Origin of the sequence: Bacillus cereus group sp. N11 (assembly GCF_016483605.1) — a bacterium.
GTDB classification, from domain to species: Bacteria; Bacillota; Bacilli; order Bacillales; family Bacillaceae_G; genus Bacillus_A; species Bacillus_A toyonensis.
The window spans coordinates 299,476-316,305 of record NZ_JAEHBN010000004.1 but is presented as its reverse complement, the minus strand read 5'-3'; the positions used below and the strand labels follow the sequence as shown (position 1 = coordinate 316,305).

The window sequence follows — 16,830 nt, the reverse complement described above, 5'->3', positions numbered from 1 at the left end:
CAACTGATTTGGCTGTTCACTCTATATTAAAACCAGCGCTCCGTTACAACCTTTTTACGTGTATAGAATTGAACACCATCTGTACCATTTGTACCTAAATCACCAAAGAAGGAAGCTTTATTTCCTGCAAATGCGAAGAATGCCATTGGTGCTGGAACGTTTACGTTTACACCGATCATACCAGCATCGATATTATCACGGAACGTTTGTGCATGTTTACCATTTGAAGTGTAAATAACCGCGCCATTTGCAAATTTAGATTGATTTGTTAATTTAATACCTTCTTCTAAATCTTTCACTCTCACAATACTTAATACTGGAGCGAAAATTTCATCTTGCCAAATTTTCATTTCTTGGTTTACGCCATCAAAGATTGTTGCTCCAACGAAGTAACCTTCTCCAACTTCTTCATTAATTTTACGACCATCTACTAATAAAGTTGCTCCATCTGCTACACCGCTATTAATATAGCCTAAAACACGCTCTTTATGCGATTCACGGATTAATGGTCCAACGTAATTATCTTCGTTGAAACCGTCACCTACTTTTAGTTTTTTCGTCTCTGCTACTAGTACGTCGATAAAGTCATCAGCAATTTCATCTACTACTGCTACTACTGAACATGCCATGCAGCGCTCTCCACTACTTGCAAACGCAGATCCAATTACACCTTGTACCGTTTTTTCAAGATTGCAATCTGGCATTACAATCGCATGATTTTTCGCACCCGCTAACGCTTGTACACGTTTTCCATGTTTCGTACCTGTTTCATATACGTAACGAGCTACCGGCTCAGAACCAACGAACGAAACAGCTTGAATATCTTTATTTTCTAAAATGCTATTTACAACATCTTTTCCGCCTTGTACTAAATTTAATACCCCTTTTGGAAAACCAGCTTCATAGAATAACTCTACAAGTCGCTCTGCTAAAAGTGGCGTTCTCTCAGATGTTTTTAATACGAACGTATTACCGCAAGCAATTGCAAGTGGGAACATCCATAATGGAATCATCATTGGGAAGTTAAACGGTGTAATACCCGCAACAACTCCAATTGGATAGCGCCAGATCGATCCATCAATTCCGCTTGCGATATTAGGAAGAGCTTGTCCCATCATTAAATTTGGAGCTGATGTTGCAAGTTCTACCGCTTCAATACCACGTTGTACTTCACCTGTTGCATCTGTTAGCGTTTTACCATTTTCTAGCGTAATGATTTTTGCAAGCTCATCTTTATTTTCTTGTAATAGCTGTAAATATTTATATAAATTTCTTGAACGATTCGGAACAGGTACTTTAGACCATGTTTCAAATGCCGCTTTTGCCGCTTCAACAGCCTTTTCAACGTCTTCTTTTGGAGAAAGTGGAACGTAAGCAATGATTTTTCCAGTCGCTGGATTCGGAACCGCTTCTACTTCTGTACCAGTAGATTCTACCCACTCGCCATTAATATGATTTTTTACTCGTTTAATTTCAGTTGTAATCATTGTATTCTCTCCTTTTTATGATTTATTTTTGATTAGAAATTAATTGTTCGCTAACTTTCTTATATAAAGCAGCCATATCGTTTTCACCATACCCTGCCTCACTCGCTTCTTCATATACATTTAATAACATTTCACTTACAGGTAAGTGAAGTTCACTTTCCTTAGCTAAATCAACTGCAAAGCCTAAATCTTTTTTTAATAGATTTACAGTAAATCCTGGCTCATAGTTTTCTGCTGCAATGAAACTTTTATAATTGCGCTCATAAATTCTACTTTGACCGTAACTTACATTTAAAATATTAAACATTTTATCTAAATCCATATTACTCTTTTTCGCTAATGTTAAAGCTTCACTCACACCAGCCGTATAGAAACCAATTAATAGATTGTTAATTAATTTAACAGTCGTACCACTATCAATTTGCTCGCTTACGTGGAAAATATTTGCTCCTAACACTTCCATGATAGATTCAGTTTTATCATATACGTCTTTTGATCCACCTACCATAAACGTTAATGTACGATTTTCTGCACCAATTACCCCACCGCTAACTGGTGCGGCTAAAAAGTCTACTTTCTTTTCTTTCGCCGACTCCTCTAACTGTTTGTTTAATTGTGGAGATACAGTACTTGTATCAATTAATACGACATTCGAGTGGCTATTTTCAAATAATCCTTCTTCCCCAAAATATACTGCTTCAACAGCACGAGGTGAAGGTAAACTTGTAAAAATCACATCGCATGTCTCTGCTAATTTTGAGATTGATAAGCCGATAATTCCTCCTTCTTTTTCAAAGGAAGCTTCAGCCTCTTTATTTAAGTCCACACCATATACTGTGTAACTTGATTTAACTAAATTTTTAGACATCGGAAGCCCCATGTTACCTAAACCGATAAAACCAATCTTTTTCATATCGCTTTCCTCCTATTTACACAATATATTTCCCACGATTTATAATAGCTTTCGCAATTTCTCTCTTTTTCGTAAATACGTTCGTGTATAAAGGCACTAATAATTGACGGATTTCAGCTAACATTACGTGTCTATCTTGTTCTTCTGTGACAGCCGCTGAAAGTATAGAAATCGCCGCTTCTTCTACTTTACGATAGCCTTCCTCACAAATAACATCCGTTATCATTTGTTTTGTACGCTCTTTTTCTTCACCATTTTTATTAATTGCTTTACTCGTACGTAAAAATGCTGATTCCATGACGTACACGTCCGTCAACATATTTGATACTACACGTGAATATTCTTGCTCTTGATCAATTTTTAATCCTGGAGTTTTAGAGAGCGTTTTCAAAGATTGTTTCAACAATTTTTTCGCTAATAAAATGTAACGATGGTTTCTTTCTACAGTTGCTATATCAATTTCTACTTCAGTATCTTCTATTTGTTCGATTTGCTTCATTAACATTTTGGCAACTGTTAATCTATTAATTTCATTTGTTCCTTCAAAAATACGACTAATTCTAGCATCACGATATAATCGTTCTACTTCGTATTCTTGCATATAACCGTAACCGCCATGAATTTGTACAGCTTCATCTACGATATAAGCAAGTGTTTCAGAAGCGTTCACTTTATTCAGTGCACATTCAATTGCAAATTGGGACATTTTTTTCATAAGGTCCTCATCACTCTCATGAATTGCGTCATCAATTACACCTGCTGTACGATAAGCTGCACTTTCTGCTCCATATGTTGTAATGATCATATTTGCAATTTTCTCTTGTATCATCGTAAAGTCTACTAATTCCGTTTGGAACTGTTTTCGCTCTTTTCCATATTGAACTGACAAACCAATTGCTTGTTTTGCTGTTCCAATATTTCCAAAAGCAAGTTTTAGTCTAGCGAAGTTAAGAATATTAAGGGCTACGTGATGCCCTTTCCCAACTTCCCCTAACACATTTTCAGCAGGGATAACTACATCTTCTAAAATAAGCGTCGCTGTTGAAGAACCTTTAATCCCCATTTTCTTTTCTTCTAATCCAATAGATACACCTTCACATGTTCTTTCGACAATAAACGCTGTCATTCCTTTATTTGTCTTCGCAAAAACAACGTATACATCTGCCATATGAGCATTTGTAATCCACTGCTTCTCACCATTCAACTTCCAAGCTGTACCCTCTTCATTCAAAATTGCGCTTGTTTTTGCACTTAATGCATCAGAACCAGCATTTGGCTCAGTTAGAGCATAAGCCCCAATCCATTCTCCCGATGCGATTTTTGGTAAATATTTTTCTTTCTGTTCTTTCGTTCCGTAATATATGTAAGGCAATGTACCGACACCAGCGTGTATATTAAATGAAACGCTAAATGCACCTGCGTAACCCATCTTCTCTGCTACAAGACCTGAGACAGCCTTTCCTAACTCGAACCCGCCATAATCTTCTGGTACCTCAATGCCTAATAATCCAAGTTCCCCAGCTTTCTCAAATAATTGACGGGAAACTTTATAGTTATGTTTTTCAATGTTTTCAATTTGTGGGACAATTTCCTGTTTAACGAATTGTTCTGTCGTTTTTGCGATTAAATCTTCATCCCCTGAAAAATCTTCTGGTGTAAAGAAAGTATTATTCACATCTTTATTGATTGAAAAAAATTCATCCCAAGGTAACTTCGTTTTCTCCATCTGAATCCCCCTATCATTTCGGCCTTCATTGCTCTTTGCATATGCTCGTCTACGATGAGTGGAATATCTTATTATTGAAAACAGAAGGCGATGAATTTTCACATCAAGCAGTTCATTTTGCCAAAGATGTATTCTCATCGCCCTAGTTGTTTTATCTATTGATCTTCTGATAATACTGTTTTTGCAATTCCAGTATCTAATTCTTCAAAGTCATGATATGAAATTGCCTCATATAGCTCGCTTCGCGTTTGCATATTTGAAAGTGCATCTTTTTGAGAACCAGTCTCTTTAATTAGCGTGAATACATTCTCATATGCTTTTGCAGCAACTCGAAGCGACGTTACTGGATAAATCACCATTTGGAAGCCCATATTCGCAAATTCCTCTGCACTATAATATGGTGTTTTCCCAAACTCAGTCATATTTGCTAGTAAAGGTGCATTCACTTTGCTAGTAAATAAACGGAATTCTTCTTCCGATTGAAGCGCTTCTGGGAAAATTGCGTCTGCACCTGCTTTAACATATGCATTCGTTCTTTCAATCGCAGCATCTAGTCCTTCTACACCGCGAGCATCTGTGCGTGCAACAATATATAAGCTTGGCGCAACTTCTTTAATCGCTTTAATTTTTTGAACTAATTCTTCTGTAGTAACAAGTTTCTTACCATTTAAATGTCCACATTTCTTTGGTAATTGTTGATCTTCAATTTGAACAGCCGCTACTTTTGCCTCTACCATTTCTACAGCTGTTCTCGCTACGTTTAGTACTCCACCAAATCCTGTATCAATATCAACAAGAACTGGTAAATCTGTAGCTCTAACTAGATCTCTTGCTCTTTCTGCTACTTCAGTAGATGTCACGATACCTAAATCTGGTAGACCTTTACTTGCAGTGTAAGCAGCTCCCGATAAATAAAGAGCTGAAAAACCTGTATTTTTTGCAACAAGAGCGGCCATTGCATCATGAGCACCTGGAATTTGCAAAATTTCATTTGCTTCTACTAAAGCTCGGAAGCCATTCGCAAGCTCCTCTTGTGTTGACTGCTTATTCACAACCCAAGCCATTCTAAATTCCCCCTATTATTAAATTATGAATAGATCTACAAATTCGTTTACATTCATATTTTCTAGTTTTTCTTCATTTAAACAAACTTCATGAATTTGTTCTTGTTGCTTACTAGAATAATGACCTGCCATATTTGCAGTGAATTTTTGAACAACTTTTGGAATCGCTTCGTCTCTACGGAAACGGTGACCAAGTGGGTATTCACATTCCACGTTTTCTGTTACAGTACCATCTTTAAAATGAACTTGAACAGCGTTGGCGATTGAGCGCTTGTTCGGGTCAAGATAATCTAAACTGTACTGTTTGTTTTCAACAACAACCATCTTATTACGTAATTCATCTACACGTGGATCATTTGCTACTACATCCTCATAATCGTCCGCTACGATATCTCCTTTTAATAAACCAATTGCCGTAATGTATTGTAAACAATGATCACGATCAGCTGGGTTATTTAATGGACCTTCTTTATCGATAATACGAATTGCTGATTCATGAGTTGTAATTGTAATACGATCAATTTCATCTAATCTTTCTTTAAGTTCCGGATGTAATTTCACTGCACATTCTGCAGCTGTTTGTGCATGGAATTCTGCTGGATATGATACTTTAAATAATACATTTTCCATTACATAAGACTCTAGTGGTCTAGCTAATTTTAATTCTTGTTTGTTAAATAATACATCTTGGAATCCCCATCCTGGCGCAGATAATGCTGTTGGATAACCCATTTCACCTTTTAGAGCAGTCATTGCAAGATGAACACCGCGACTCGTCGCATCACCTGCTGCCCATGATTTACGTGATCCAGTATTTGGAGCATGTCGATATGTACGAAGACTAGAGTTATCAATCCACGCATGTGATAATGCATTAAAGATTTCTTCACGTGTTCCGCCAAGCATTTTCGCAACTACTGCAGTTGTTGCTACTTTTACATATAATACGTGGTCAAGACCAACGCGGTTTAAGCTGTTTTCTAAAGCAAGTACACCTTGAATTTCATGTGCTTTAATCATCATTTCTAGTACTTCACGTACTTTTAATGGTTCTTTTCCTTCTGAAATACGAACACGGCTAATATAATCTGCAACTGCTAAAATTCCGCCTAAGTTATCAGATGGATGTCCCCATTCTGCTGCAAGCCAAGTATCGTTATAGTCTAACCAACGGATCATACATCCAATATTGAATGCACCTTTTACTGGATCTAGTACATAAGACGTTCCTGGTACACGTGTACCGTTTGGCACAACCGTTCCTGGTACAACTGGACCTAATAATTTCGTACACTCTGGATATTGCAATGCTAAAATTCCGCATCCAAGTGTATCTAATAATACGTAGCGAGCAGTACTAAATGCTTCTGCACTAGTAACCTCTTTATTTAATACATAATCCGTAATTTCTTCTAATAATGCATCTTTTTGTTTAATTTCATTTGTTTTAATCATGCTATTCTTCCCTTTCTGTCGAAAATTCGTTATTATTAATGATGGGTGTCTGTCAAACACCCATCTGGCGGGCGGCGCTAACAACTCCCCAGTTGTTCTTATTTACTAAGTACATGTCGCTCGCCAACATAATTTACACGTGGACGGAACAAGCGATTATTTGCATGTTGCTCAATAACGTGCGCACATAGTCCTACTGTTCTAGAGCTAAAGAAGATTGGTGTGTACAGTTGAATTGGGATACCAAGCATCCAATATACTGGTGCTGCATAATAATCAAGATTCGGATAAATGCCTTTTTCCTTCTCCATAATTTTCTCTCCAGCTTCACACATTTCATATAGTGTATAATCGCCTTTTACATCACATAGCTGTTTTAAAGCTTCCTTCATCATAAGTGCTCTTGGATCCATTTTCTTCATATAAACACGGTGTCCAAAGCCCATAATTTTTTCTTTGTTATATAGTTTTTTCTGTAATAACTCTTCAAACTTCTCAACATTGCCAGCCTCTAAAAGCATGTACATAACAGCTTCATTCGCACCGCCGTGTAAGCTTCCCTTTAAAGATGCAACCGCACCAGTTAGAGCACCGTATAAATCTGATTGTGTTGACGCAATTACACGCGCTGTAAATGTAGAGTTTGGCATTTCATGTTCACTATATAAAACAAGGGAACGATCAAAGATCTTCTCCTCAAGTTCAGTCGGTTTCTTACCAGTTAACATATAGAAGAAATTCGCACTATATGACAATTCCTGAAGAGGCTCAATTGGCTCCTCATTATTTAAAATATGATAGCTATTTGCTACAATATTTGGTACTTTACTTAAAAGCTTATAACCTCGATCTTTGTTTACTTCTAACGAGCGATTTTCAATATCATTATCATAACCAGCTAATGCAGACACACCTGTACGCAAGCCATCCATAGGATGCGTTTCTTTAGGCAACGCCTTTAGAACGTTGAATACCCCTTCTGGCACTGCATATTCTTCTTTTAATTTCTTTTCAAGTGTTTCTTTTTCATCCTCATTCGGTAGATGTTCTTCTAATAAAAGGTGCACAATGTCTAAATACTCTTTTGTTTTTGAGAGTTCGATTAAATCATACCCTTGAATTACAATTTCACCTTTTACTGTGTCAAGAAACGAGATTTTCGTCTCCGCTGCTACTACACCATCTAATCCCGGGGAAAATTTTTCTTCAGCTTTCATTATTATTTCCTCCAATCCTAATAGATCTTCGTGCACACAACTGTAAGCCTTTACAATACTTTAGAACTACATTTCTATTTCAATGTATCAGAGTTTTTAGAAGATTTCAATTTATTTTATAATGATAAGTTTCCTATACTTTTATTGATGTAACAATACAATTTTTTGAAAATAATTTTCATATTTTTCAAAGAAAGGACAGACTTCTTTACAATTCTTTTTAAAACAAAATATAAAGATAACTCATATAATCCCATCAAACATATCTTTTTTCCGAATTTTATTACAAAATAGAAAAAACGAGCTGCACACATGTACAGCTCGTTTCTATATGATATTTATTTCACTATCCTCTAAATATAATTCTTATATAAAACTTATTCATTTTTAATAAAGTTATTATTTTACATAATTAAATTAAATTTCTTCTGTTTCTTTATGATAACTTACAACTAAATCATAGTTTTGAAAGTACCAAAGATCATCAAAATCTACAAAAATAGAATACCATCTTTCTTCACTGACACTATTTCCCCATCTGGTTTCTCAGAAACAATCCCTAAAGAATATCCGGGCTGAATTGAACTGTTTCCACCATATCTTATGACAAATCGAATACATTCATTGCGATTGATTCGTAATTCTTCTTTAAACCATTTTACAGCTTCGTTTTCAACGATAATATTCAATTTTATCCCTCTCGGCTTAATTCTTTTTCACTTAACTTTTGTCTTACAAACATACCAAAAACAAGTAAAGCTATTACAGCTGAAACAGAGCTTGCTGTAAATAAAATACGATAGCCAAAAATTTGTGACACAAATCCAAGTAAAATTGCACCTAATCCGATACCTAAATCAAATGCTGTAAAAAATGAAGCGTTAGCAACTCCTCTTTTACTAGGATCAACAATTGTAAGCATCGCCGCTTGTAAAGCTGGCTGTGCTGAGCCAAATCCCATACCGTATAATGTCGCTGCAATAATGATGCCCGTCAAACCATTTGCCATCGTTAATACAACTATAGCTAAAATAGTAATACATAGTGCTGGAAGTATGATGAATACTTCTCCATATTTATCTAATAATTTACCTGAAATCGGTCTTACAATTGTTAATGCAATTGCATATACAAGAAAGAACGTCCCAGGATTCACATTAATTGAAGAAGCGAATAACGGTAAAAACGTTGTAATGCCACCGTATGCAAATGATAAAAAGAAAACAACAACCGTAATTGATAAAACGGATTTTTCAAATAGTTGAATTTTCCCTTTTTCCTTTTGTGGCGTGAATGGCATTTTCGTTATTAACGATAATATAACTGCCATGAAAGATAAAAGAGTTGCTAAAAGGAATAGACCATGAAATGAATAATATTGTACTACCCATAATCCAATCATCGGTCCGATTGCCATTGCAATTGTCATAGCCATCCCGTACCAGCCCATACCTTCTCCACGGCGTGAATCTGGAATAATATCAGTTATCGCAGTTCCAACAGCTGTTGTAGAAACGGCCCATGTCACTCCATGAATAACGCGTAAAACTGCTAAAAGGACTATAGTCGATGCTAAATTATAGGAATACATCGTTAGCCCAAAAAGGATGAGTCCGAAAATAATAAAAGACCTTCTACCATATTGATCTAGCATACCTCCAATAATCGGTCGTATTACAACAGCAGCTATTGTAAACATTCCCATCATCAATCCAACTTGTGATTCATTTCCACCAATCTCTTTAATGAATAGAGGAAGCGTTGGAACAAGTAAATAAAACCCTGTAAATAAAAATAACATCGCGAAAGACATTTGAATAAATGACTTCGTCCATAATCGTTCCATAAAAACACCTCCATAAACACTTGAAATTTACGATTAACACCCCCATTGTACATTTTCTCTGTCTCTTTTCCCTCAGCAAAAAGACGTATCTTTTCATATTAAATAGTCCACTCTCAGCATTGATTGGTCGTACGACTTTGTACGTATGCTTTAACCGAAAGTCCTATGTATTTGTACCTTTATACGTGTTAAGAGAATATACTAATTTATTATCTCAACTTAGGAGTGATTATTTTTATGTGGGTATTATCAAGAGTAACTGCCGTGGTTCCTTCAACTCCCGGAATACATGTGCCCGCCGTCCATACAGCTAGCTCTGATGTTGGCATTGAACTTCCCGCAACTTGGCAACAATATCAAGTTCCCGGTCAAGTTACTCCCTCATTTTGGCATCACGGTACACACCCAAGTAGCACTACCTTTTATAACCCCAGTTATGTTCCATTACCCCCGACTCAAGTCTTTTATCATTTTCCATCCATTTATTTTCAAAATTTCTATGGTACGTTTAACATTTAAATAGCATCATTGCATAGCTCCTATATTTACTTCCAATCCATTTTCAACATAAAAAAGTCGAATTTCTTATGTAAGAAATTCGACTTTTTTAATTGCTTTTTATTAACTTTTCTTATTGCCCATTATTCGCAGGGACTTCCCCTGTATTTCCCCCATTATTCGGTGGAGTTGTCACTGGTGGGGTTGGATTCCCTTGCCCTCCCCCGTTACTTGGGGGCGTTGTGTTCCCGCCTTCTCCGTTATTCGGCGGCGTTGTGTTCCCGCCTCCTCCGTTATTCGGCGGCGTTGTGTTCCCGCCTCCTCCGTTGTTTGGCGGCGTTGTGTTCCCGCCTCCTCCGTTATTCGGCGGCGTTGTATTTCCTTGACCATTTCCATTATTTTGTTCATTTTCTTTCTTTTGTTCTTCTTGCTTCTTAAGGTCATCTTGTTTCTTTTGTTCTTCTTGTTGCTTCTTAAGGTCATCTTGTTTCTTTTGTTCTTCTTGTTTCTTTAATTCTTCCTGTTTCTTAAGTTCTTCTTGCTTTTTCTCTTCTTCAGTTTTTTGCTGCTGATCTTGTTTCGGCTGTTCAGTTGTATTCGGTACGCTCGTATTTGGTGAAGAATCACGTTTCTCACCTTTTATACGTAACTCATTACCTTCTTTCACAACACTACTTGGCATCTTAAATTGTGATTTATCAGTAGCCATCTCGCTCATCATTTCTTTAAAGATCAACTGTGCAATTTTCGTATTTTTACTACTAATATAATCGTCTTTACTATCTTTCATATAACCGGTCCATACTGCCATCGTATACTGCGGTGTATATCCTGCAAACCAGCTATCACGAGTCGCACTGTCTGGTAATTTATATTGCGCTGCTTTTTCCGAAGAATAGTTCGTTGTTCCTGTTTTACCAGCTACATCTAAAGAACTTATATTAGCAGCTGTACCAGTACCAGATGTTACAACGGAACGAAGCATATCTGTAATCATATAAGCTGTATAATCTTCCATCACTCGTTTTGACTTTTGCTCAAAACTTTTCGATTTACCATCTGGATAAACCACTTTTTTAACAAAATGCGGCTTCGTATATTTACCGTCATTACCAAATGCAGCATACGCACCTGCCATCTCAGTTGGCGATACTTCATTTGTACCAATCGCTGTTGATTCTGTCGGTGGTGCATTAAATGTAATACCTAACTTTTCAGAGAAAGCTTTTGATTTATTTATTCCTACTTCTTTTGCAGTTTTGATAGCTGGAACATTACGTGATAATTTTAATGCTTCACGCATTGTAATTTGTCCTAAATACCCTCTATCTGAGTTTCTGACATCTTGACCACCAGTATACTTAAATGGCGAGTCATCGACTTGATGATAAGTAGCCCATTTTAAATATTCAATTGCAGGAGCATAATCAAAGATTGGTTTCATTGTTGAACCTGCTGAGCGATCTAATTCAGTTGCCATATTATGACCTTTAAATACAGCCTTATTTTCACCACGCCCACTACCTATAGCACGTACTTCACCTGTTTTCGTATCCATAAATGTGAAAGCCCCTTGGAATTTCTCATTTGGATAATCAATAATATTTGTATTTAAAATATTATCAGCCAATTTCTGTGCCTCTGTGTCTAATGTTGTATAAATTTCTAAACCGTCAGAACCAATATTAGCATCAGGTAATTCTTTTTCAACTTCTTTCACAACTGCATCCATAAATGCAGGATATGGCATCGCTTGTAATTCAGCTGCCTTTTCAACACCTTTGTCTACTGGTACTTTCGACGCTTCTTCCATTTCTGCTTTTGTAATATAACCATGTCGATTCATTAACTTTAGTACAACATTTCTTCTTTCTGTTGCCTTTTGAATATTTTGTGGTTTCGACGGGTCGTAATTATTTGGTGCTTTCGGTAAACCTGCAAGCATCGCAACTTCTGGTAATGTTAAGTCTTTTAATTCTTTTTTATAGTAGTTTTGTGCTGCTGTTGCGATTCCATATGAACGGTTTCCTAAATTAATTTTGTTTAAGTACATCTCTAATATTTCATGTTTTGAATACTGTTGTTCTAGCTTGTAAGCTAAATACACTTCTTGCGCCTTACGCTTTGGCGTTTTATCCATTGATAAGAAGTAGTTTTTAATAACTTGCTGCGTTATTGTACTTCCGCCTTGCGAACCGTAATCTCCCTTTAAACTAACTAAAACTGCACGAGCAGTACCTTTAAAATCCACACCACTATGCTCATAAAAACGAGCATCTTCCGCTGCTAAAAAAGCATTTTCTACTAATTTAGGAATTTGATCATACGTAACGTTGGTTCGCTTTTCTTTTCCGTATTCATATACCAAATTTCCATCTTTATCATAAATTTTTGAGGATAACGGATTAACAAGTTTTGCTTTTTCAAGTTTAGGTGCATCCTTTATCATTACAAAAAAGGTAGCAACCCCCGCCACTAAACCTACAATACCAAGTAATAAACAACTAATTAAAAACTTACGGAAAAATGTTGTTTTACCCTTTGGTTTTTGTTTTTTAAAAACTGGCTGATTTTTCTTTTTAACTTGTCGTCGCTCCTCTCGAGAACGATAATTTTCTGACATGTTACTTTCTCCTGCCTTTCAATTCTCCCGTTGATTTACTAAAAATATTGAGGCCACCTTCCCAAATATCTTTACATTTAGAAAGTGTGTTCATCGGAAGCATTCAATATTTTCCTAATTCACAGATTATAAATTTTAGATACTCTTAAACAAATTATTTTTTACCTCTATTCCTTCAAATAAAGCTGCCCCATTACGCATAAAATGGAAGAGATAAAATTTTAATACCTCGTATAAATAATATACCTTTTTTTCAAATGGTCAATATTTTCTTATTAATTTCATCAAAGGTGAGATAAAAATAGCATATCGATATGAACTTCGTGTGAACTTCTTTATAAATAGGTATAACAAAGATTTAATATATTGGCTATCCGTATTACTGCTGCTTTACATACTCATATTTCAACAACCTAATCCTCATTTCTAAAGTAATTTACAAATAAAATTAAGGAGTTGTATGCTTATGAAATTATCTCCTGTTATATCAAAAAATTTGATTGCTGTTGGTTATAATCCCTTTTCTATGATTTTACGAATCCAATTAAAAAATGGCATGTATGATTTCTTTAATGTACCTGAAAGCATTTACAATGGCTTATTAAATGCACAATCTAAAAGCTATTACCATAAAACTTACATTAAAAATTCTTTCCGCTACACTAAAATTTAAACTTAAGCACCAAATAAAAAGAAAGGAGGTAAATCCCCCTTTCTTTTTATACTATTTTCACAGACGAATTATCTTCTATTCCTCTTATTAATTTCATCATATGCTTGAATTTGTTTTCTCACTCGCCGATCCGCCTTTTTATCATGTACGACTAAAATCGCGTGTATGACGCCTGGAACCCAAAATATTAAAGTTAATATGAAATTAATTATTGCTTGAAATGGCTTTCCGCAAAATAATACAGCTACAGGTGGAAGTAGAATTGCCAATAAGTACATCATCTCTTGAAAACTCCTTATTTTGGATTTTTTATAAAAATTCTTTTCATATGCAAGCACACTCTTTGATTTTGAAGTTACACAAATTTCAATTAAGCAATTATAACATTTCTTCTATTATATATATTCTATCCATATGCAAAAAAACCTACTAGACCAAACTCTTCCTACCTATTTAATTACATTTTACATCCACTCTTTCAATGAGCATTTTAAAATCCTTATTATTTTCAAAACTTTTCTCTTTCTCTACTGCAGTTAATCCAATCGCAGAAATTACCGTTCCTATTGCCTGTATCCAAATACCAATCAGTGCTATTATCCTCTCATCCTTCTTATCAAGAATACGATCTTCGTTTTCTACTTCATCCTTCGATAAATTAATTATGCCTTGATACGCTTGTAGTCCGGCCCCTAAGCTTTGCATAGAATTTCCTAGTACAATGATTCGCTGTATTACTTTCATCTCAATCAAAGCTGCTTCTACTCCTAAAAAAGCACCAATCGATTGTAAACTGTTCCCGACAATGATAAGATAATCATTCTCTGTTAATTGTTCATTTTTATTAAAATATGTTCCTATTACATTTGATATATTCCCTAATGCCAATAACTCAATTCCCATTTTATCCAGTGTTTCACTTTCATTCTGCAAACATATATTTCGATTTTCTACTTCTTCATCTTCGGTATAATTACTCGCTATAATTTGTAAAATATACCCGAAGGCTTGCAATGAGCTTCCTATAATAACAAGGTCCGATTCAATTTTCTCTTCCCCAATAAATCCTCTTGTCGTTCCAATAGCAGCTGTAAGATTTCCTCCTACTTGATACCATGCTCCTGTCACTTTTAAACTGCTTGGATTCATTTTCATCACCTATTTTGATATTTTCTCGTGCTTTCGAAATAACCAAAAGTCACTCTTAATCAAATATTTTATTTTCCATATGTAATTTTGTGCATTCTATAATGTGTTACTAATACAAAAAGTACCTTAAAGGTACTTTTTTAGCCAAAGCGTATATCACTGAAATTACATTGAGTAATAGATACTTATTTTTAAACACATGCTGGGCATGTCAATGAATCTCCATTTTTATCTATTGTTATATTCAATATATATCGAATCGCATTATGTGACCACATTTCAGGTGTGGGTGATTCATTAACATACTGTGGTGCACATGAATACAGCATTGGAGTGCTAATACCACCGCCAGGATCTAAAGCAACTACAGCCACGCCATCAGGCAATTCCAGTGCCATAGATTTCGTGATACCTTCAATTGCAAACTTCGAGGCACAGTATGGTGCAAGATTTGCCTCACCTTCTCTTCCCCAACTAGAACTCATATTAATAATAATTCCTTCTTTTCTATCTACCATTGCTGGGACAAATGCTCTTATTACATTTACTACACCATTCACGTTTACATTCATTACATTTTCAAATTCCCCAGCGGTAACTTTCCAAATTGGTGCATTTTGATTCACAATTGATGCATTATTTATTAACAAGTCGGGAGTCCGATATTTAGTAAGGATATCATTTGCCCAACTACTAACTTGCTGCGAATCTGAAACATCAATTATTTGAAAATCATGTGTATTACCGTATTGTTTTTTTAGTTCTTCAATTTTATCTTTTGAACGTCCACATCCACATATGTTCCATCCCAATTCATGAAATCGATCAACCATCGCGCGTCCTAATCCTTGTGTCACTCCTGTAATAATTACGAGTTTTCTAATGTCATTTCGCTTCAATTCCTCGCCTCCCTTTACCATATTTTACTCCTTTAACCTTCATTTAACTATTTACTAAAGTATTAAAACACTTCATACTTTAGAAGTATTTTTAATATTGCACACATAAACAAAAGAATAACCATAGTGGTTACTCCCGTTTACATATTTAAAAATTCGTCGCTTATTTCATTATTACTTTTAAATTTCAACTTCTCTTTCCCACATTTTTCAAAACGATACATATAAACTGTACCTAATTTACCTGCTTTAAAAGCCTCATTATCCTGCATTTTCATAAAACTATATTTATGTTTATAGTGCGATTCATCCAAATAATTTCCAATCCACTTTTCAACATAACACAGTCCACTTTTGTGAAAGAGTCTTCAACTAGCCTGATTACATACTTTTATTTAAAAGCTCAATTTCATATTGTAATTTTTTGAATTGCTCAAAATGCATTGTTATAGATTGACTGCTACCAACTTCAGCACTTTGTTTCACCAGTAATACTCCTGTATCATGAAAAAGCGCTTCAAGTTCTTTTCTGATGGACACTTTTGCAATATGAGCTGTTTTAATTGCAGATAAAATTGCAATCTCATTAAACTTTAATTTTATTTCATTTGGACAAAATGCGTTTTCAATCAATATAACTTCATTGCTATAAATAAGCGCAACAAGATTACTTGATTTTGCATCTGATAAATCTACTTTTTTTATAACGTTATTCATAACATTTTGCCTCCTTTGTTTTCGTATATATTAATTATACAAATTATTTCTTTTTTATTATCCAACTCATATTAAGTTTAACACACTTTTATTGAAAGCCACGCTTGAAACGTTTTACTATTCCACAATTTTTGTTACATGAACCATTTGGACTTTACTCCCATATAGTAATGTTAACAATTCATTATAAAGCAGGTGAAAATTATGCCCTCAGTTGTAGGGAATTTAGTTGTACAAAATAGTAACGGATCATTTAACTTAGGTGATTTCTACAACGTTTCTCCGAAAGAAAATACGAAAGCTTACAATGGATCTGGCGCATCAAACGTTGGTTTTGTTGTTAATACTTTTAACGGTGTTAGTGCGACTAATACGTTTGATTCGGACCTTGCAGATCAAAATCAAGTGGGTACAGCCTAACCCTATTTTTCATCTTTCTGTATAGGAATTTTAGATTTGTATATACTATAGTCAGGCTGTTTCACAGCTATTATTGAATGTTGGAGTACCCTATCTTTTTCTCCCTTTCCCTGGGGCTTAGCAGTTAGCATGAAGCTAGCTGC

At 35.2% G+C, this 16,830-nt stretch carries 16 protein-coding genes and 1 pseudogene; 3 read left to right on the top strand and 14 right to left on the bottom strand.

Going from position 1 to position 16,830, the window contains the following annotated elements; all coding sequences use genetic code 11:
• Window positions 1–26 precede the first annotated feature (26 nt).
• The 8 genes and pseudogenes from JDS98_RS09365 to JDS98_RS09330 all read right to left on the bottom strand — a co-directional run bounded on the left by JDS98_RS09365 (window position 27) and on the right by JDS98_RS09330 (window position 9,708).
• The gene (locus JDS98_RS09365) at window positions 27–1,487 is read right to left on the bottom strand and encodes a CoA-acylating methylmalonate-semialdehyde dehydrogenase (RefSeq protein WP_016108339.1); all 1,461 of its coding nucleotides are present in this window, start codon (window positions 1,485–1,487) and stop codon (window positions 27–29) included.
• Between the two features lie 22 nt (window positions 1,488–1,509).
• Entirely contained in the window at window positions 1,510–2,400 is an 891-nt protein-coding gene (locus JDS98_RS09360; protein ID WP_000719424.1) for an NAD(P)-dependent oxidoreductase, read from the bottom strand.
• A gap of 16 nt (window positions 2,401–2,416) precedes the next feature.
• Window positions 2,417–4,126 carry an acyl-CoA dehydrogenase family protein gene (locus JDS98_RS09355; RefSeq protein ID WP_000415982.1) on the bottom strand — a complete coding sequence of 570 codons (1,710 nt, stop codon included), beginning with the start codon at window positions 4,124–4,126 and terminating at the stop codon, window positions 2,417–2,419.
• A gap of 155 nt (window positions 4,127–4,281) precedes the next feature.
• A complete protein-coding gene (gene prpB, locus JDS98_RS09350) occupies window positions 4,282–5,190 on the bottom strand; it encodes a methylisocitrate lyase (RefSeq protein ID WP_199633813.1) in 909 nt (302 codons plus the stop codon).
• 18 nt (window positions 5,191–5,208) lie between these two features.
• Window positions 5,209–6,645 carry a 2-methylcitrate dehydratase gene (gene prpD / locus JDS98_RS09345; protein WP_097956768.1) on the bottom strand — a complete coding sequence of 479 codons (1,437 nt, stop codon included), beginning with the start codon at window positions 6,643–6,645 and terminating at the stop codon, window positions 5,209–5,211.
• A 98-nt stretch (window positions 6,646–6,743) separates the two neighbouring features.
• On the bottom strand, window positions 6,744–7,862 hold the full coding sequence (mmgD, locus tag JDS98_RS09340; protein ID WP_000642649.1) for a citrate synthase: 1,119 nt from the start codon (window positions 7,860–7,862) through the stop codon (window positions 6,744–6,746).
• 417 nt (window positions 7,863–8,279) lie between these two features.
• Window positions 8,280–8,551, bottom strand: a pseudogene (locus JDS98_RS09335) (HesB/YadR/YfhF family protein).
• Window positions 8,552–8,553: 2 nt separating this feature from the next.
• Window positions 8,554–9,708, bottom strand: a complete 1,155-nt coding sequence (locus JDS98_RS09330; RefSeq protein WP_098001043.1) for an MFS transporter — start codon at window positions 9,706–9,708, stop codon at window positions 8,554–8,556.
• Between the two features lie 237 nt (window positions 9,709–9,945).
• On the opposite strand from JDS98_RS09330, the gene JDS98_RS09325 reads away from it, so the two are divergent.
• Window positions 9,946–10,227: a hypothetical protein gene (locus tag JDS98_RS09325; RefSeq protein WP_000270098.1), complete on the top strand. Its 282-nt coding sequence runs from the start codon at window positions 9,946–9,948 to the stop codon at window positions 10,225–10,227.
• Window positions 10,228–10,339: 112 nt separating this feature from the next.
• On the opposite strand, the gene JDS98_RS09320 is transcribed toward JDS98_RS09325, so the two are convergent.
• On the bottom strand, window positions 10,340–12,829 hold the full coding sequence (locus JDS98_RS09320; RefSeq protein WP_199633812.1) for a transglycosylase domain-containing protein: 2,490 nt from the start codon (window positions 12,827–12,829) through the stop codon (window positions 10,340–10,342).
• A 466-nt stretch (window positions 12,830–13,295) separates the two neighbouring features.
• On the opposite strand from JDS98_RS09320, the gene JDS98_RS09315 reads away from it, so the two are divergent.
• The gene (locus JDS98_RS09315; protein ID WP_000777817.1) at window positions 13,296–13,502 is read left to right on the top strand and encodes a KTSC domain-containing protein; all 207 of its coding nucleotides are present in this window, start codon (window positions 13,296–13,298) and stop codon (window positions 13,500–13,502) included.
• A 68-nt stretch (window positions 13,503–13,570) separates the two neighbouring features.
• Here the strand turns inward: JDS98_RS09315 and JDS98_RS09310 are convergent, their stop codons facing one another.
• The 5 genes from JDS98_RS09310 to JDS98_RS09295 all read right to left on the bottom strand — a co-directional run bounded on the left by JDS98_RS09310 (window position 13,571) and on the right by JDS98_RS09295 (window position 16,267).
• Entirely contained in the window at window positions 13,571–13,783 is a 213-nt protein-coding gene (locus tag JDS98_RS09310) for a YqaE/Pmp3 family membrane protein (RefSeq protein ID WP_000990226.1), read from the bottom strand.
• Between the two features lie 172 nt (window positions 13,784–13,955).
• The gene (locus JDS98_RS09305; protein WP_087971257.1) at window positions 13,956–14,651 is read right to left on the bottom strand and encodes a DUF6944 family repetitive protein; all 696 of its coding nucleotides are present in this window, start codon (window positions 14,649–14,651) and stop codon (window positions 13,956–13,958) included.
• A 191-nt stretch (window positions 14,652–14,842) separates the two neighbouring features.
• Window positions 14,843–15,571 carry an SDR family oxidoreductase gene (locus tag JDS98_RS09300; protein ID WP_000238410.1) on the bottom strand — a complete coding sequence of 243 codons (729 nt, stop codon included), beginning with the start codon at window positions 15,569–15,571 and terminating at the stop codon, window positions 14,843–14,845.
• A 119-nt stretch (window positions 15,572–15,690) separates the two neighbouring features.
• Window positions 15,691–15,897 (bottom strand): hypothetical protein, encoded by a 207-nt coding sequence (locus JDS98_RS30240; protein ID WP_097956773.1) that lies wholly within the window; start codon window positions 15,895–15,897, stop codon window positions 15,691–15,693.
• A gap of 34 nt (window positions 15,898–15,931) precedes the next feature.
• Entirely contained in the window at window positions 15,932–16,267 is a 336-nt protein-coding gene (locus tag JDS98_RS09295) for a hypothetical protein (protein ID WP_001066863.1), read from the bottom strand.
• 204 nt (window positions 16,268–16,471) lie between these two features.
• On the opposite strand from JDS98_RS09295, the gene gerPF reads away from it, so the two are divergent.
• Window positions 16,472–16,687 carry a spore germination protein GerPF gene (gene gerPF, locus JDS98_RS09290; RefSeq protein ID WP_001141565.1) on the top strand — a complete coding sequence of 72 codons (216 nt, stop codon included), beginning with the start codon at window positions 16,472–16,474 and terminating at the stop codon, window positions 16,685–16,687.
• The last annotated feature ends 143 nt before the right edge of the window (window positions 16,688–16,830 follow it).

Bases quoted from the DNA above. Each gene is read 5' to 3' on its own strand.
- JDS98_RS09300 (WP_000238410.1), bottom strand. From the start codon at position 15,571: ATGGTAAAGGGAGGCGAGGAATTGAAGCGAAATGACATTAGAAAACTC.
- JDS98_RS09320 (WP_199633812.1), bottom strand. From the start codon at position 12,829: ATGTCAGAAAATTATCGTTCTCGAGAGGAGCGACGACAAGTTAAAAAG.
- JDS98_RS09305 (WP_087971257.1), bottom strand. From the start codon at position 14,651: ATGAATCCAAGCAGTTTAAAAGTGACAGGAGCATGGTATCAAGTAGGA.
- JDS98_RS09360 (WP_000719424.1), bottom strand. From the start codon at position 2,400: ATGAAAAAGATTGGTTTTATCGGTTTAGGTAACATGGGGCTTCCGATG.
- JDS98_RS09330 (WP_098001043.1), bottom strand. From the start codon at position 9,708: ATGGAACGATTATGGACGAAGTCATTTATTCAAATGTCTTTCGCGATG.
- JDS98_RS09365 (WP_016108339.1), bottom strand. From the start codon at position 1,487: ATGATTACAACTGAAATTAAACGAGTAAAAAATCATATTAATGGCGAG.
- JDS98_RS09355 (WP_000415982.1), bottom strand. From the start codon at position 4,126: ATGGAGAAAACGAAGTTACCTTGGGATGAATTTTTTTCAATCAATAAA.
- prpD (WP_097956768.1), bottom strand. From the start codon at position 6,645: ATGATTAAAACAAATGAAATTAAACAAAAAGATGCATTATTAGAAGAA.
- mmgD (WP_000642649.1), bottom strand. From the start codon at position 7,862: ATGAAAGCTGAAGAAAAATTTTCCCCGGGATTAGATGGTGTAGTAGCA.
- JDS98_RS09325 (WP_000270098.1), top strand. From the start codon at position 9,946: ATGTGGGTATTATCAAGAGTAACTGCCGTGGTTCCTTCAACTCCCGGA.
- JDS98_RS09315 (WP_000777817.1), top strand. From the start codon at position 13,296: ATGAAATTATCTCCTGTTATATCAAAAAATTTGATTGCTGTTGGTTAT.
- JDS98_RS09310 (WP_000990226.1), bottom strand. From the start codon at position 13,783: ATGATGTACTTATTGGCAATTCTACTTCCACCTGTAGCTGTATTATTT.
- prpB (WP_199633813.1), bottom strand. From the start codon at position 5,190: ATGGCTTGGGTTGTGAATAAGCAGTCAACACAAGAGGAGCTTGCGAAT.
- gerPF (WP_001141565.1), top strand. From the start codon at position 16,472: ATGCCCTCAGTTGTAGGGAATTTAGTTGTACAAAATAGTAACGGATCA.
- JDS98_RS09295 (WP_001066863.1), bottom strand. From the start codon at position 16,267: ATGAATAACGTTATAAAAAAAGTAGATTTATCAGATGCAAAATCAAGT.